Annotated in this window: 14 protein-coding genes; 6 read left to right on the top strand and 8 right to left on the bottom strand. The window is 73.8% G+C overall.

Annotation, left to right across the window (positions count from 1 at the left end; genetic code table 11):
* Nucleotides 1–130: 130 nt before the first annotated feature.
* From moeZ to AB0D04_RS03195, 7 genes are all read right to left on the bottom strand, one after another.
* Entirely contained in the window at nt 131–1,309 is a 1,179-nt protein-coding gene (moeZ, locus tag AB0D04_RS03225) for an adenylyltransferase/sulfurtransferase MoeZ (protein WP_362698842.1), read from the bottom strand.
* Between the two features lie 94 nt (nt 1,310–1,403).
* A complete protein-coding gene (locus AB0D04_RS03220) occupies nt 1,404–2,192 on the bottom strand; it encodes a spherulation-specific family 4 protein (RefSeq protein WP_362698840.1) in 789 nt (262 codons plus the stop codon).
* Nucleotides 2,180–3,139, bottom strand: a complete 960-nt coding sequence (locus AB0D04_RS03215) for an NAD-dependent epimerase/dehydratase family protein (protein ID WP_362698838.1) — start codon at nt 3,137–3,139, stop codon at nt 2,180–2,182. Before AB0D04_RS03215 ends, AB0D04_RS03220 begins: the two co-directional genes overlap by 13 nt.
* Nucleotides 3,140–3,454: 315 nt before the next feature.
* The gene (locus AB0D04_RS03210; RefSeq protein WP_362698836.1) at nt 3,455–4,588 is read right to left on the bottom strand and encodes a hypothetical protein; all 1,134 of its coding nucleotides are present in this window, start codon (nt 4,586–4,588) and stop codon (nt 3,455–3,457) included.
* Nucleotides 4,585–6,363, bottom strand: a complete 1,779-nt coding sequence (locus AB0D04_RS03205; RefSeq protein ID WP_362698834.1) for a DUF3492 domain-containing protein — start codon at nt 6,361–6,363, stop codon at nt 4,585–4,587. The genes AB0D04_RS03210 and AB0D04_RS03205 overlap by 4 nt, the downstream gene beginning before the upstream one ends.
* Before the next feature lie 446 nt (nt 6,364–6,809).
* The gene (locus AB0D04_RS03200) at nt 6,810–8,246 is read right to left on the bottom strand and encodes a DUF3152 domain-containing protein (protein WP_362698832.1); all 1,437 of its coding nucleotides are present in this window, start codon (nt 8,244–8,246) and stop codon (nt 6,810–6,812) included.
* A gap of 8 nt (nt 8,247–8,254) precedes the next feature.
* Complete coding sequence (locus AB0D04_RS03195) at nt 8,255–9,286, bottom strand: alpha/beta hydrolase (protein ID WP_362698830.1); 1,032 nt, start codon at nt 9,284–9,286, stop codon at nt 8,255–8,257.
* 136 nt (nt 9,287–9,422) lie between these two features.
* Here AB0D04_RS03195 and AB0D04_RS03190 point away from each other — a divergent pair, with 136 nt between their 5' ends.
* The 4 genes from AB0D04_RS03190 (at nt 9,423) to AB0D04_RS03175 (ending at nt 11,337) form a co-directional block, all read left to right on the top strand.
* Nucleotides 9,423–9,641 carry a hypothetical protein gene (locus tag AB0D04_RS03190; RefSeq protein ID WP_362699080.1) on the top strand — a complete coding sequence of 73 codons (219 nt, stop codon included), beginning with the start codon at nt 9,423–9,425 and terminating at the stop codon, nt 9,639–9,641.
* Between the two features lie 148 nt (nt 9,642–9,789).
* Nucleotides 9,790–10,431, top strand: coding sequence for a TetR/AcrR family transcriptional regulator (locus AB0D04_RS03185; protein ID WP_362698828.1), 642 nt, complete (start codon nt 9,790–9,792; stop codon nt 10,429–10,431).
* Nucleotides 10,432–10,599: 168 nt separating this feature from the next.
* Nucleotides 10,600–10,827 carry a DUF3107 domain-containing protein gene (locus AB0D04_RS03180; protein WP_362698826.1) on the top strand — a complete coding sequence of 76 codons (228 nt, stop codon included), beginning with the start codon at nt 10,600–10,602 and terminating at the stop codon, nt 10,825–10,827.
* Between the two features lie 219 nt (nt 10,828–11,046).
* Nucleotides 11,047–11,337 (top strand): hypothetical protein, encoded by a 291-nt coding sequence (locus AB0D04_RS03175; RefSeq protein ID WP_362698824.1) that lies wholly within the window; start codon nt 11,047–11,049, stop codon nt 11,335–11,337.
* Nucleotides 11,338–11,434: 97 nt separating this feature from the next.
* Here the strand turns inward: AB0D04_RS03175 and AB0D04_RS03170 are convergent, their stop codons facing one another.
* Nucleotides 11,435–12,166, bottom strand: a complete 732-nt coding sequence (locus AB0D04_RS03170) for a ferritin-like fold-containing protein (protein ID WP_362698822.1) — start codon at nt 12,164–12,166, stop codon at nt 11,435–11,437.
* Between the two features lie 464 nt (nt 12,167–12,630).
* Between AB0D04_RS03170 and AB0D04_RS03165 the strand changes: the two genes are divergently transcribed.
* Both AB0D04_RS03165 and AB0D04_RS03160 read left to right on the top strand, forming a co-directional pair.
* Complete coding sequence (locus AB0D04_RS03165; RefSeq protein WP_362699078.1) at nt 12,631–14,532, top strand: DEAD/DEAH box helicase; 1,902 nt, start codon at nt 12,631–12,633, stop codon at nt 14,530–14,532.
* Nucleotides 14,533–14,623: 91 nt separating this feature from the next.
* Nucleotides 14,624–15,475 carry an alpha/beta hydrolase gene (locus AB0D04_RS03160; protein ID WP_362698820.1) on the top strand — a complete coding sequence of 284 codons (852 nt, stop codon included), beginning with the start codon at nt 14,624–14,626 and terminating at the stop codon, nt 15,473–15,475.
* Nucleotides 15,476–15,546 lie beyond the last annotated feature (71 nt).

Genomic DNA, 15,546 nt, shown 5'->3' with positions numbered 1-15,546 from the left:
ACAACGCCCCCAAAGCGCAGGGGCCACCGCCCGCCAGGACGGCGGGCGGTGGCCCCTCGTTGTTGCGTGTGGCGGGGTGCGCCCGCCTCTCTCGACAGCGCCGGGCGTCGGTGAACCGGCGCGCCGCCCGTCAGTAGACCGGCTTCTCCGGCTCGACGGTGTTGACCCAGCCGATGACACCGCCGCCGACGTGGACGGCGTCGGCGAAGCCCGCGGACTTCAGGACGGCCAGCACCTCGGCCGAGCGGACGCCCGTCTTGCAGTGCAGGACGATCTTCTTGTCCTGGGGGAGGTCCTGGAGGGCGGTGCCCATCAGGAACTCGTTCTTCGGGATCAGCCGGGCGCCGGGGATGGAGACGATCTCGTACTCGTTCGGCTCGCGGACGTCGATGATGTCGATCTTCTCGTCGGCGTCGATCCACTCCTTGAGCTGCTTGGGAGTGATCGTCGAGCCGGCCGCCGCCTCCTGGGCCTCCTCGGAGACGACGCCGCAGAAGGCCTCGTAGTCGATGAGCTCGGTGACGGTGGGGTTCTCACCGCAGACCGCGCAGTCGGGGTCCTTGCGGACCTTGACCTGGCGGTAGGTCATCTCCAGCGCGTCGTAGATCATCAGCCGGCCGACCAGCGGGTCACCGATGCCGGCGAGCAGCTTGATGGCCTCGTTGACCTGGATGGAGCCGATGGAGGCGCACAGCACACCCAGGACACCGCCCTCGGCGCAGGAGGGGACCATGCCGGGCGGCGGGGGCTCCGGGTACAGGCAGCGGTAGCAGGGGCCGTGCTCGCTCCAGAACACCGAGGCCTGGCCGTCGAAGCGGTAGATCGAACCCCAGACGTACGGCTTGTTCAGCAGCACACAGGCGTCGTTGACCAGGTAGCGGGTGGCGAAGTTGTCCGTGCCGTCGACGATCAGGTCGTACTCGGCGAAGAGCTCCAGGACGTTCGTGGAGTCCAGGCGCTCCTCGTGCAGGTTGACCGTGACATACGGGTTGATGCCCAGCACCGTGTCCTTGGCGGACGCGGCCTTGGAGCGGCCGATGTCCGCCTGGCTGTGGATGATCTGGCGCTGCAGGTTCGACTCGTCGACCTCGTCGAACTCCACGATGCCGAGGGTGCCGACGCCGGCCGCGGCGAGGTACATCAGCGCGGGCGATCCCAGGCCGCCGGCGCCGACAGCCAGCACCTTGGCGTTCTTCAGCCGCTTCTGCCCGTCCATCCCGACATCGGGGATGATCAGGTGGCGGGAGTACCTGCGGACCTCGTCTACGGTCAGCTCGGATGCGGGCTCGACCAGGGGTGGCAGCGACACAGAGACCTCATCAAAGGGGTTGGTCGGTATTTCGGTACGGGGACCGTCCCCGCCGATGCGGGGAGCATCTCTCGTAACACTGCCACGCCCTTCTTCATTCCGAGACACCCGTTCCGATGTGCGAGACGACTTCGTCCCAGTAACCGGGCAGCGACTCCCAGGCATCGCCGACGGCACCCGCCGCCCCCGCGCCCCGGCGGTCGGTGAAGTACACCGTGCCCGCTCCCTGCCAGCGGGCGATGCGCAGCGCCTCCTCCAGATGCATACGGGGCACGCCGTGGACGAGGTGGCAGAACCGCTCCGGAGGGTAGTCGGCGGTCCACTCGGCGACCTGGGACCAGCGGTAGTCGGCCCAGGAGCCGGCGAAGGTGACGAGCTGGTCGGCGGACTCGGCGTAGCCGGGGCTGGGGTGGGAACCGTGGCCGAAGACCAGGTAGGTGTCCTCGCGCAGGGTCCGCAGACAGGTGGCGATCCGCCGGGTCTCGGGCAGCAGTGCCCGGTCCGTGGGGCAGCGGTCCAGCCAGAAGCCGTCGACGCGGTACCACTCCAGGAAGCGGTGCGCGTCGGAGATCAGCTCGCCGAAGGGGCGGGCGCCGCATCCCGTGTCCAGGTGGCCGAGCACCCGGACGCCGGTCTCCCTCAGGCGGGCGACGGCGGGCATGCAGTGCGGGTCGGGGCGGGCGCCGGGCCCGTTGGACACGTCGAGCACCGCCCAGTGGACCGGCGCGACGCCCCTGGACCCGGCGCCCCGCGAGCAGCGCAGCAGCTCGGCCCATTCGGTGGGGGCGAGCAGCGGGTGGGCGAAGCCGGGGACGCCGAGGCCGAGGGGGGCGGCCCCGGTGGGGGCGCGGGTGAGGTCCGTGGGCGTGGTCAGATACGACATGCGGCCTCCATCCAGATGTCGGCGAGGGACTCCTCCAGGACGATCCGGGGGCGCCAGCCGAGCCGGTCGCGGGCGGTGCGGACGTCGGCCTGCTGCCAGGTGCCGCAGCCGTCCGGGTACGGGTAGGTGGCGGGACGGTCCACCGGGTGGTCGGGGCCGGGGCCCGGACCGGGGATCACCAGCCGGGCGGGCGGCGCGTCGAGTTCGTGCAGCGCGCCGCCGAAGCCGGCGACCCTGGCCAGTACCGAGGCGGCCTCGCGCAGCCGTACGGCGCGGCCGGTGCCGATGTTGACGACGCCCTGCGCGGCGGAGAGCGACGCGGCGTGCACGGCCCGTGCGACGTCCCGGACGTCGACGAAGTCCCGCTGGACGCCGAGCCCGCCGAGCTTGAGCTCGCTGTCGCCGGACTGCATGGCCCGGCGCATCGCCTCGGCGAGCCGGCCGAGCGGGGAGCCCGCGGGGGTGCCGGGGCCGACCGGCGAGAAGATCCGCAGCACGACGGCGTCGAGACCGGAGCCCAGCACCAGCTCGGTGGCGGCGAGCTTGCTCACGCCGTAGGGGCCTCCGGGGCGCGGCACGGCGTCCTCGGCGGTGGAGGAGCCGGGCTGGGAGGGCCCGTACTCGGAGGCGCAGCCGAGCTGGACGAGGCGGGCGCCGCAGCCGCTGCGCCGCAGCGATTCGCAGATGGTGGCGACCGCGACGGTGTTGTGCCGGGTCAGCTCGCGGGCGCCGCCGCGGGTGGCGCCCGCGCAGTTGACGACGACGCCGGGGTGGACGGCGTCGAAAAAGCGGGTGAGCGCGCCGGGGCTGCCGGTGGCGAGGTCGAAGCGGACGTCGGCGTCGTCGCCCCGCCCCAGGGCGGTGAGCTGGACGGCGGGGTCGGCGAGCAGGCGGTCGGCGACATAGCGGCCGAGGTAGCCGTTGGCGCCGATGAGCAGCACCCTCATCGTGCAACCCCCCGGTGCCCGTGGTGTGTGGTCGGGTGGACGTTCATGGTCGTGCTCCTAAGGCGGTTCGGGGAAGTGAGTCGGCTTCGGCCGCGGGGGTGGCGTCCGTCCCGGGGGCGGGGGCCACGTGGGGGGTGGGGTCCGCGGCGAAGCGGCCGGAGCGGCCGTTTCGGGGTGCCGCTCCGGTCGTGCGTGGTGCGAGGGGGCTGCGGGGTGCGGTGAGGAATGCCGCCGGGCGGAGCCTGTTGCCGGGGCACGGCGGCCAGGGCCGAGGGCGGCGGCCGCGCAGGCGCGGGCGGGCGGCTATCCGGAGGGTCACGGCCGGTCCGCCTCCGCCGGTACGGAGGGCGAGTGCGCCCAGGCGCCGGTCAGCGCGCGCAGGCCGTACACCAGGAGGCCGAGGGCGGCGGCCGCGCAGGCGAGGGCCGGGACGGCGGCGGGGCCCGCGACGCGGATCAGCGCCGCCACCGGGGCGCCGGCCGGCGTCAGGCCGGGGAGCCGGGCGATGAGCACCAGGGCGGGGGCGAGCGCCTCGAGGGCGGCGGCCGAGGCGAGGCCCGCCGCCGCGGCCCCGGGGAAACCGTGGACGGCGAGCAGCCGGGCGAGGAAGAGCAGCATTCCCAGGGCGGCGGCCGCGGTCAGGTCCATGGCGCCGGCACCGCCGAGGACGGCGGCCGTGCCGGTCAGCAGCGCCACCAGGGCGACGAGGAAGAGCGCGGTGGCGGCGAGCAGCAACGGCCGGATCCGGGTGGCGAGTTCGGCCAGCCGGCAGCTGGCGGCCAGGCCGCGCCGTCCGCGGACCGCGAACCAGCGGGCGCACCAGGCGGCGGGGGCGACGGCGCAGGCCAGCGCCACGGCGGTCGCGACGACGGCCTGCGGGCGGAGCGGCAGGTCGGGCCCGCCGCTCAGCAGCTCGGCGAGCAGCCAGTCGCCGTGGACCGCATAGCCGACGGTCCAGCAGACCCACAGGCTCCAGGGGCCGGCACCGCGCGCCCGCAACGGCCCGGTCCGTACGGCCAGCCGCAGGGCGAGGGCGACCAGGACGACACCCGCGACGGCAACTGCCGGGCGCACCAACGGAGTTGACGGCTCCACGGCGGCGAGGGCAGCGACCGCCGCCGCGCACACCGCGCCGGGCAGCAGTTGGAGCGCCCCGCGCACGCCCCGCGCACGCGATACGGGCTCGGGCCCGGCCGGACCGCCGCCGTCCGCCTCGGCGCGCGGCACCCGGGCGTAGAGCTCCTCGGCCAGCGAGAAGACGTCCCGGTGGCGGAAGCGGGCGGCGGTGCGGTCGGTGACGCCGTACGCCTCCAGGCCGGCGGCGATGTCCAGCGGGTCGACGGCGTGTGCGCACAGTTCCCGGTGGCGGTGCATCAGGGCCCGTACGGGGTCGGCGGGGCCCCGGCGCACGGGGCGCGCGACGGCTTCCTTGCGGGTGGGCGCGGTCATGATCCCTCTCCTCTCCCTGCGGACGGGGCGGGGACCGCGCCGGCCGGCACACCGGCGCCGTCCCGCCCCTCCCCCGCCGCCCAGCTGGGCGTGTGGCCCAGGGGAGCCGCGGCCCAGCGGCCCGGCACATGGGACTCGGCGGGGCTGTCGAACGGCCGCGGCACACCGTGCGCGTATGCCGCGCCGGTGGCGGCCGGGCGGACCGGGGCGTGCGAGATGAGCTCCAGGTAGATGCCACGAAATGCCGCGATGTTCTGCTCCACGGTGAACAGTTCGAGGGCCCGGGCACGGGCCGCGGCGCCCAGCCGGGCCCGGCGGCCGGGGTCGCCGAGCAGCGCGCGGCAGGCCTCGGCGAGGGCGTGCGGGTTGCGCGGCGGGACCACCAGGCCGGTGCCGCCGATCACTTCGCAGACGGCGCCGGCGTCGGTGGAGACGGTGGCGCGGCCGCAGAACATCGCCTCCACCAGGGAGCGCGGGAACCCCTCGACGACGCTGGAGAGCACCAGCACCGCGCCGCCGGCGTAGGCGTCCTCCAGGGTGGGCACCTCGGGGCCGCCGATCTCCTCGAAGGTGACCGGACTCTCGCCGACGGTGCGGTCGTCGGCGGCCTCGTCGGGGAAGAGCTGGGCGGCCAGCGCCCGGCAGTGGGCGCGGTAGCCGGGGGCCTGGGGGTCGCGGCCGGTGCCGCCGATGATGCGCAGGGTGGCCTCCGGCTCGGCCCTGCGGATCTCGGCGAAGGCGTGCAGCAGGCCGATGATGTCCTTGGCGGGTTCGATGGCGCCGACCCACACCAGGGTCTTGGAGTCGTCGTCGGCGGCGTCCTCGACCGCGGTGAAGCGGCCTGCGCCCATGCCGGGATAGACCGTGCGCAGCCGTGCGGGGTCCGCGCCGCAGCGCTGCTGCCAGCGCCGGGCGTGGGTGTTGCCAGGGGTGATCAGCGCGGCCTGGGCGTAGGTTTCGGCGGCGAGCGCCCCCTGGAAGGCGGCGAGCAGGGCGCGCACCGGCGCGGTCAGCGGTGCCGCGGCGCGCGCGAGGTAGTGCTCGCGCAGCCGTACGCCGTACTCGGTGACCAGGAGCGGGGTACCGAAGAAGCGTTTGGCCAGCAGTCCCGGGAGGGCGGCCACGCCGCCGGAGGTGGCGTGGCAGAGGTCGGCACCGCCGAGGCCCGAGGGGTCGACGCCGTACCACTCCAGCGACAGCGGGCGCAGCGCGCGTTCGAGCTGTCCGGTGACGGCGAGCAGGTCCCTTACCTGGGCACCGTGGGCGGCGGGCAGGGCGCGGTGGCCCCGGCAGACGGCCTCCAGGATGCGTACGGCGTCCTCGGAGCGGAGCAGCGCGGGCAGGCCGCCGTGGGTATGGGCGAGATCGGCGAGCCCATAGAGACCGGCGGCGAAACGGTCCGCCTTGTCGATCATGGGACGGCCGGAACCGTCCGGACCGGTCCGGACGTCCGCGGCGGGCGCCGTGACGAAGGCCGCCGCGAGGTCGGCGAAGTGCTCGGCGAAGCGCCGGCGTTCGCGGCGTCCGGCGCGGCCCCGGCGCTCCTCGGCGGACAGGCGGTGCACGTCGGGGCAGGCGCCCCACAGCGGCGCGGTGCGCACCTGCCGTACGTGCGCGGGCAGTTCGGCCGGGGCGGCGGCCTGGCGGGCGTCGGTGCTCAGGGCGTAGACCGTGAATTCATGGCCGGTGAGCCCGCGCACGAGCCGGTCGCACCACGCGTGCGACTCACCGGTCGCATACGGATAGCCACCCTCGGTGAGCAATGCGATGCGCACGAGTGCACCCCCGCCCTCTCTGTCGGCGTCCCTGGCGCGACGGCGTGGCCGTCACCTGCAGGAAGAAGCTATGCAGAGGCGCCGGTGGCGCGATGGACGGTTGTCCATCGCACCACTGGAAGGGGTGAACGCGCGTAACTTTCCCCCCCTAGGGGCGTTTCGACGCGCTATGTGAGGGCTGTGCCACCGCCCGCGGCACCCGCCGATCTGCGGCGACCCGCGGATCGAGGACCGGGACGGCCGTCGGCAGCCCCTTGGTGCAGGGGTGTTCGGGGCGGTCGTACACGGAGTCGACCGGCCCCCCTCCTCGCGGGCGGGCGCCCACGCCGTCCGCGTCCGGCGCCGCCCGGACTCGCGCCGCGGCCCGGCGGCTTCGACGTGTCTCGCGATAAGAGACGGCCGTCTCACATCCGATGGGCGCGCCGCGCCGCGGTCACCCCGCGGGCTCACCGCCCGGACGGATACGGCCAGGAGTTGGGCCGGCAGGTCGCACCGTCCGTCGTCAGGAACTTCGTCTGCTGCATCATCACCGGGGCCGGTGCGCCCTGCTTGCTGCACACCTCGTGGTTGTGCCCGAGCCGGTGGCCGACCTCGTGATTGATGAGCATCTGGCGGTAGGCCAGCATCTTGTCGGGGCCATAGGTCTTGGCGCCCTGCGCCCACCGGTACGCGTTGATCATGACGCGGTCGGTCGCCGCCGAGTCGCAGGAGACATTCTCCTCGGAGGTGTCCAGCCCGGACTTGGCGCACCAGGCCGCGGTCGTCCCGGGACTGGCCAGCGTGATCACGAAGTCGGCGGGGCCGGACGCCACCCGCTGGAAGGTCCGCTGCCCGCCGTGCGCCCAGCTGCGGTCGTCGTTGAGGGTCTTGTGCACCGCCTCGGCGAAGAGGTCGCCGTCCAGCGGCAGCCCCTCCTCGATGTCGACGCGGTAGCGCCGCACCTTGCCGTGCCCCGGCGCCTTGGCGTCCCCGCCGACCGGCCTGAACTTCCCGCCGGCCGTCAGCTTTGCGTCGAGCGGGAAGACCTGCGCCATCTGCGCCTCGTACGAGGCGGGCTTGGCGTCGTGGGTGGGCCGGGTGTGCGACCGGGAGGCCTCGCCGTCGACGTCGTCCGTATGGTCCGCACCGCTGCGGGTGCCCGGCGCCTCGCCGTCCTTGTGCTGGTCGGCGACCTGACCCGCGATGACCACGGCGAGCACCGTCGTCACCGCCGCGGCGGCCGCGCCGGTGAACGTACGGCCCTTGGTGCCCTTACGGCCGCCGTCCTCCGCGTCCTCCGCCTCGGGGTCCGGCGGATCGTCGGGCCCGGCGCCTTCCGCGCCGAGTGCAGCCTGCCGGTCCAGCTCGTCGATCTCGTCGCGGTCGAAGACCACCGACCGCCCGGTGAAGCGGCCGCCGGGCGGCAGCCCGTCCGCCATACCGCCCTGTTCGGGCGCACCGGCGCGGAAGACGTCATCGTCCTCGAAGGCCTCCACATACTCGGACCGCGGACCCGGCACACCGGCCGGCCCGCCGACGATCCCCTGGACCGCCCCCGCGCCCGGCACACCGGGCGGGCCCGCCGGGGCGAATCCCGTCGCTCCGGCCGCGCCGCCGGCGCCGTACCGCGGCCCGCCGCCCGGCGCCTCGGCCGCACGCGGGCGGGGAATCCTCGGCCCGCGCGGCGGGGGCGCCGTGGGGAATGCACCCCAGCCGCCGCCGGGCTCGCGCTGCTGGGGGTGGCCGCCGCGTACCTCGGTGGCCGGATCGCCGGTGGGCGCCTGCCGCCGGCGGCGTCCCGGGCCCGGCGAGGGAACCCGGCCGCCCGGCGAAGGCGGCGGACCGGCCGTCCCCGGATCATCACCTGCGGTCTCCGGCCGGCCTTGGCGGCTATGGCGTCCCACGGGGCGTCTCAGCTCCTGCCCGCATCAGCGGTCACATCGGTCACGTGTTGCCCCCCGGACACAGCATCTTCATGCAGCACGGCGTGTGTGTCGAGCAGTTCGCGGACGGCCCGCGCCACCGCCTCGGGGTATTCCATCATCGCCACATGCCCCGCCTCCGGCAGCGTCAGCAGCCGCGAACCGCGGAACGCCGCGGCCGCCCGCCGCGCCATCCGGTAGGAGACCAGGCGGTCGCGCCCACCGTAGACGAGAAGCGTGGGCGCGAGTACCCGCTCGGCCTGACGCCACAAACTGTGCTGCCCGCCGAGCGTGTACGCGTTCACCAGCCCGCGCGCCGAACGCTCCATCACCTCCCAGAAATAGGGGAGTTGGAGCCGCCGCGCATATTCCTCGACGGCGGAGCCGAGGCCTTCGGGGGTGACCCGCGCGGGGTCGCCGTAGCACAGGGCCAGCACCTCGCGGGTGCGGCGCTCGGGCGTCCAGTCCCGGGTCAGCCGGCTGAAGAGCCCGGTCACGCCGGGGACCGCGAGCAGCGCCGTCGGGACCGCCGTCAGCTGCGGCCGCAGCTCGGGCAGCGCCGGCGAGATCAGGGTGAGGGTGCGTACGAGGTCCGGGCGCAGCGCCGCCACCCGGGTCGAGGCGGCGCCGCCCATGGAGTTGCCGATGAGGTGGACGGGGCCGCGCCCGGCGGCGTCCAGATGGCGGATGACCGCGCGGGCCTGCGCGGAGACCGAGTAGTTGCCGTCCCCCGGGGGCGGTGACTGGCCGAAGCCGGGCAGATCGAGCGCCTCGCCGTCGACCCGGTCGGCGAGCAGCGGCATCAGGGCCGACCAGTTCCGCGAGGAGCCGCCGAGGCCGTGGACACAGAGCGCGGGCTCGCGCCCCGGTGCCTCGCCGCCGGCGGGCGTCCGGACGCTCAGCGTCAGGCCCGGCAGGGTCACGGAGCGCACCGTCTCCGCCGCGCCCGCCCGGGACCCGGGGCCGGCCGGGGGTACCGGGAGCGCGGCGGTACGGGTGTCCGGCGAGTCGGTCGAAGACATGCAGTCGATGTTACGAGACGATCACGCCCCCGATTATGTGTTCGCCGTCACACACCGCATCGCGCTGTTGCTGCCGCTCTCCTAGGCTCGTATCAAGGGCAGCCGCCCCGGCCCCTGCGTGAGAAAGGGAGCCATGATGCCCGCCGACCCGACCGAACCGGACACGTTTGAGGACGAGAACGACATGACGGAGATCGACGTGGAGGCACCGCAGCACGACGCCGCCGAGCAACACGCCGAGGTCTCACCACACCACGACGACCCGCTGACCGGCGTCGACCCCGGCTCCGCCAACGAGGCCGATGTCGCCGAGCAGGCCCGCGTGGTGGAAATCAACGAAGACGAATACCGATGACCTGGTCTGTTATGTCGGCTTCGGCCGGCGGTCCGGGGCAGAAAATCTCCCCTGGGACCCCGCACAGCCGCGTTACCCAAAAGTACGATGGCGGGCGCGGTGCACCGTCTTGTGTCTGCCGCGTACGGAACAACTTCTGGGAGGCAGCGTGAGCGCCATCGAGCAGACCGAGGCGGCTCGACCGAGGGGCACACGCCTGCCACGACGGGCCCGGCGCAACCAGCTCCTGGGCGCCGCCCAGGAAGTGTTCGTCGCACAGGGCTACCACGCGGCCGCGATGGACGACATCGCCGAGCGGGCGGGCGTCAGCAAGCCGGTGCTCTACCAGCACTTCCCGGGCAAGCTGGACCTGTATCTCGCGCTGCTGGACCAGCACTGCGAGGCGCTGCTGCACTCGGTGCGTACGGCGCTGGCGTCGACGACCGACAACAAGCAGCGGGTGGCGGCCACGATGGACGCCTACTTCGCCTATGTCGAGGACCCGGGCGGCGCCTTCCGGCTGGTCTTCGAGTCGGACCTGACCAACGAGCCCGCCGTCCGCGAGCGGGTGGACAAGGTGTCGCTGGAGTGCGCCGAGGCGATAAGCGCGGTCATCGCGGAGGACACCGGTCTGGCACGCAACGAAGCGATGCTGCTGGCGGTCGGTCTGGGCGGGGTTTCCCAGGTGGTGGCGCGCTACTGGCTCTCCTCGGAGAGCACGGTGCCGCGCGAGACCGCGGTGCAGCTGCTGACCTCGCTCGCCTGGAAGGGCATCGCCGGCTTCCCGCTGCACGGCTCCGAGACGCACTGACGGCCCGCGCCGACGACCCGCACGGGCGTGTCGCAGGGACGTCCCGCGCCGATGATGTTCGCTGCGGGCGTGTTCCACGGCGTCCTGTCCGTCCCCGCGCCGGGCTAATGTGGCTGCGTACGGCGCGGGAGCCGCGTCGCCCAACTGACCGTCGGAGGGACATAAGCCGTGGAGGTCAAGATCGGCGTGCAGCACGCGCCCCGCGAGATCGTTCTGGAGAGCGGGCAGTCTGCCGAAGAGGTCGAGAGCGCGGTGGCCGAAGCGCTGAGCGGCAAGTCGCAGCTGCTGAGCCTGGTGGACGACCACGGTCGCAAGGTACTGGTCCCTTCGGACCGGCTGGCCTACGTGGAGATCGGCGAGCCGACCGCCCGCAAGGTCGGTTTCGGCGCGCTCTGAGCGGTGGGGCGTCGCACACGGCGCCCGCAGACGGTGAGGGCGGCGCCCGGAGATCTTCTTCTCCGGGCGCCGCCCTTCGCCGTTTTCCGCCCTCCGCCCGCATGGCGCACGGGAGGGTTGCCCGGCATGCCCCCTGGGTACGACCGGTAACAACCGACTTGTTCGTCCGGTTTGTTCGTCCGGTCGGCCTTGTCACGCTTGTCACCGGGAGGGAACGGCATGATCTGGGAAGCGCTCGGCGCCGTCTTCGTCGGACTCGTCATCGCCCTGGCCGCCACGCACTGGCTGGCCGACCGGTTCCCCTCGCGCACCCTGACACTGGCCACCGGCCCGGTCGCCGCGCTGTTCGGCGCGCTGCTGACCCGCTCCATCCTGGGCCCCGGCCATCCGGTCCAGGTGATGGTGGCCGCGCTGGCCATGGGCGTCGCCCTGCTCTCGCTGCTGGTCCGCACGCCGCACCGCCGGGTACACCGGCCGGCCGCGCCTCTCAAGGGGCACCGCACGGCCTGACGGTCCGCCGCACGATCCGGTGATCCCCCACAGAGCGGAAACGACCAGGGACCGGCGCCCGGAAGGGCCGCCGGTCCCTTGCTTGTCCGGGGGCGCGTTACGCCGCGAGCCCCAGCGCCGCCATCCGCTTGGTGTGCGCCTCGGTGATGCGCGAGAACATCCGGCCGACCTCGGCCAGGTCGAAGCCGTCGGCCACGCCGCCGACCAGCATCGTCGAGAGCGCATCGCGCTCCGCGACCACCCGCTGGGCCTGCGAGAGGGCCTCGCCCATCAGCCGCCGCGCCCACAGCGCCAGACGCCCGCCGACCCGCGGCTCGGCCTCGATCGCCGCCCGGACCTTCTCCACGGCGAACGAGGCATGCCCGGTGTCGTCCAGTACGGCCAGTACGAGATCGCGGGTGTCGGAATCCAGGCGGGCCGCGACCTCGCGGTAGAAGTCACTGGCGATCGAGTCGCCGACATACGCCTTGACCAGGCCCTCCAGCCAGTCCGACGGCGCGGTCTGGCGGTGGAACTCGTCCAGCGCAGCGGCGAACGGCTCCATCGCCTCGTTCGGCTCCGCCTCGATCTGCGCGAGCCGCTCCCGCAGCCGCTCGAAATGGTGGAATTCGGCCGAGGCCATTTTGGCCAGTTCGGCCTTGTCGTCCATCGTCGGGGCGAGCTTGGCGTCCTCGGCCAGGCGCTCGAAGGCGGACAGCTCGCCGTATGCGAGCGCGCCGAGCAGATCGATCACGGCGGCCCGGTAGTGCGGGTCGGCGGATGCCTGCGCCCAGTCCTGGGCGGCGATCCCGGTGAGTGCTTGCGCGTCGGCGGTGTCAGGCGTCTCCATGACCGGCACAATAGCCCGCCCGGCGCCCCTGGGAAGGCCCTGGTCAGCCACCGCGTCCCGGCCGGTGTGAACCGGCCGCCGGACCCGTGCGCCAGGGGTACGCCGGGGCGTGACCTATTTCTCACTCATACAAGCCTTCGGATGCAGAGCAGTATCCGGGGTAGAGTGATAAAGGACCTGCCGAGGAGTCGGTGGGTTCTTCCACGAAAGCGGATGCCCGGTCGGTGGCCCGATCGGCTCCAACCGACCGCCCCTCCCTCGCAGCGCGTACGCCAAGTACGCACAGCCGGGGGCACCCGCTCGCGGCAGGAGTGCCTGAGCGTTGGCAGTGGTCCCGCGCCATCCGGCTCTCTCAGGTCGGCCCCCGTACGAACAGGTACGACGGCACGGTACGACCCCCTTCGCCGCCTCATGCCGCGTCTCACAGAAGAGGCAAGATTCTGTCTACGTTCCGAGAGCTCGGGATTTTCCCCGAGACCGCCGAGGCCCTTGAAGCCGTCGGCATCATTTCCCCCTTTCCCATCCAGGAGCTGACGCTCCCCGTCGCCCTCTCCGGCAGCGACGTCATCGGCCAGGCCAAGACCGGCACCGGCAAGACCCTGGGCTTCGGCCTGCCGCTCCTGGAGCGCGTCACGGTCCCCCTCGACGTCGAGGTGGGCCGCGCCAACCCCGAGCAGCTCACCGAGGCGCCGCAGGCCCTGGTCGTCGTCCCCACCCGCGAGCTGTGCCAGCAGGTCACCAACGACCTGCTCACGGCCGGCAAGGTCCGTAACGTCCGGGTGCTGGCGATCTACGGCGGCCGCGCGTACGAGCCGCAGGTCGAGGCGCTGAAGAAGGGCGTCGACGTCGTCGTCGGCACCCCCGGCCGCCTCCTCGACCTCGCGGGCCAGAAGAAGCTCAACCTCTCCCAGGTCAAGAGCCTGGTGCTGGACGAGGCCGACGAGATGCTCGACCTGGGCTTCCTGCCCGACGTCGAGAAGATCATCCAGCTGCTGCCGGCCAAGCGCCAGACGATGCTGTTCTCCGCGACCATGCCCGGCCAGGTCATCTCGCTGGCCCGCCGCTACATGTCGCAGCCCACGCACATCCGCGCCACCGCGCCGGACGACGAGGGCCAGACCGTCGCCAACACCACCCAGCACATCTTCCGCGCGCACTCCATGGACAAGCCGGAGATGGTCTCGCGCATCCTGCAGGCCGAGGGCCGCGGCCTGGCGATGGTGTTCTGCCGTACGAAGCGGACCGCCGCCGACATCGCCGACCAGCTCGCCCGCCGGGGCTTCGCCTCCGGCGCGGTGCACGGCGACCTCGGCCAGGGCGCCCGCGAGCAGGCGCTGCGCGCCTTCCGTAACGGCAAGGTCGATGTCCTGGTCTGCACCGACGTCGCCGCCCGCGGTATCGACGTCGAGGGTGTGACGCATGTCATCAATTACCAGTCCCCCGAGGACGAGAAGACCTACCTGCACCGCATCGGCCGCACCGGCCGAGCGGGCGCCAAGGGCACCGCGGTCACCCTCGTCGACTGGGACGACATCCCGCGCTGGAAGCTGATCAACAAGGCGCTGGACCTGTCGTTCGACGAGCCGGAGGAGACCTACTCCACCTCGCCGCACCTGTACGAGCAGCTCAACATCCCCGAGGGCACCAAGGGCGTCCTCCCGCGTGCCGAGCGCACCCGGGCCGGGCTGGCCGCCGAAGAGGTCGAGGACCTCGGCGAGACCGGCGGCCGCGGACGGGGCCGTAAGCCGGCGCCGGCCGCCGAGGAGGAGCGGCCCCAGCGGACGCGTACCCCGCGCCAGCGCCGCCGGACGCGGGGCGGGACGTCGGTCGAGGCCGCCGCCGGTGCCGAGGCGACGGCCGCAGGCTCCCTGGACGCCGCCGAGGGTGCCGCCGAGCCGCGGCAGCCGCGGCGCCGCCGCCGTACCCGTGGCGCGGCCGCCTCGGCCCCGGCCGCTTCGGTGAGCACGGAGGCCGTCGCGGAGGCAGCGGTGGCATCGCCGGTCGCCGAGGCTCCGGCCGAGGCGCCCGCCAAGCCGCGCCGCCGCACCCGGAGCGCGGCGAAGGCAGCGGTCGAGGCTCCCGCCGAGGCCGTGGTGGAGGCTCCCGCCGAGGCCGCGGTGGACGCGGCCGAGGCTGCGCCCGCCAAGCCGAAGCGGACCCGTAAGACGGCCGCCGCCAAGGCCGCCGAAGCCGCCGTGGACACCGTCGCGGACGCGCCCGCCAAGCCGAAGCGCACCCGCAAGGCCGCCACCGCCAAGCCCGCCGCCGAGGCGACCGAGGCCGCGGCGGAGGCCAAGCCGGTCCGCCGCCGTACCCGCGCCAAGGCCGCCTCCGCCGGGGCGGCCGAGGCCACCCCGGAGAGCTGACCTTCGGCACACCGACGGCCCGGCCCCCGCACCGCGCGGGAGCCGGGCCGTCGGCGCTTCACCGGGCCGGGCCGTCCGTTAGCCTCGCGCCATGAGCACGCCACCCACCCTCAAGCTCCCCCCGTGCGCCCGCGCCCACCGGCTCGAGACCGACCGGGGCGCCTTCGCCGTGCACGACGCCCGGCCCGACGGCGCCCCCCTCGCCACCGCCCTCCTGGTACCGGGGTTCACCGGGAGCAAGGAGGACTTCATCGGCCTGCTCGAGCCGCTGGCCGCGGACGGGTTCCGGGTGATCGCGGTGGACGGCCGGGGACAGTACGAGTCCCCCGGCCCGCGCGAGGAATCGGCGTACGCACAGCGCGAGTTGGCCCTCGACGTCCTCGCCCAGGCACAGGCCCTCGGCGGCCCCGTCCATCTGCTGGGCCACTCCCTGGGCGGCCTGATCAGCCGGGCGGCCGTACTCCTCGACCCGGCCCCGTTCCGCTCGCTCACCGTCCTCAGCTCGGGCCCGGCCGCGATCGCCGAGGCGCAGCAGGTGCGGGTACGGATGCTGATCGAGGCGCTCGGCACGCTGGACATGGAGGCGGTCTGGCTGGCGATGCGCGAACTGGACCCGGTCGAGGCGGCGGACGCGGCGACGCCGCCGGAGATCGGCGCATTCCTGCACCGGCGCTGGCTGAACACCGTCCCCGAGCAACTGGCGGTGACCGGCCGTCAGATGCTGGCGGAGCCCGACCGGGTGGCGGAGCTGGCGGCCGTGGCACTCCCCAAGCATGTGATCTCCGGTGCCGTCGACTACGCCTGGCCGGTGCCCCTGATGGACACGATGGCCGAACGGCTGACCGCCCGGCGGACCGTCATCGACGGCGCCGAACACTCCCCCAACGCCGAGGCGCCGGCCGCCACGGCGGCGGCACTGGGGGGCTTCTGGTCCACCCTCTGAGGGGGGTAGCCCACGTTGCCGGCTGTCCATGGGGGAGCAACGGCGGCAAACCCCTACGGCGGGACAGCCAA

This window comes from Streptomyces sp. NPDC048483 (assembly GCF_040651455.1).
Taxonomy (GTDB): domain Bacteria; phylum Actinomycetota; class Actinomycetes; order Streptomycetales; family Streptomycetaceae; genus Streptomyces.
The sequence above is the reverse complement of the archived record's forward strand: the minus strand, read 5'-3'. Positions and strand labels throughout refer to the sequence as shown.

Bases quoted from the DNA above. Each gene is read 5' to 3' on its own strand.
- AB0D04_RS03220 (WP_362698840.1), bottom strand. From the start codon at position 2,192: ATGTCGTATCTGACCACGCCCACGGACCTCACCCGCGCCCCCACCGGG.
- AB0D04_RS03215 (WP_362698838.1), bottom strand. From the start codon at position 3,139: ATGAGGGTGCTGCTCATCGGCGCCAACGGCTACCTCGGCCGCTATGTC.
- AB0D04_RS03210 (WP_362698836.1), bottom strand. From the start codon at position 4,588: ATGACCGCGCCCACCCGCAAGGAAGCCGTCGCGCGCCCCGTGCGCCGG.
- AB0D04_RS03195 (WP_362698830.1), bottom strand. From the start codon at position 9,286: ATGTCTTCGACCGACTCGCCGGACACCCGTACCGCCGCGCTCCCGGTA.
- AB0D04_RS03190 (WP_362699080.1), top strand. From the start codon at position 9,423: ATGCCCGCCGACCCGACCGAACCGGACACGTTTGAGGACGAGAACGAC.
- AB0D04_RS03175 (WP_362698824.1), top strand. From the start codon at position 11,047: ATGATCTGGGAAGCGCTCGGCGCCGTCTTCGTCGGACTCGTCATCGCC.
- AB0D04_RS03170 (WP_362698822.1), bottom strand. From the start codon at position 12,166: ATGGAGACGCCTGACACCGCCGACGCGCAAGCACTCACCGGGATCGCC.
- AB0D04_RS03160 (WP_362698820.1), top strand. From the start codon at position 14,624: ATGAGCACGCCACCCACCCTCAAGCTCCCCCCGTGCGCCCGCGCCCAC.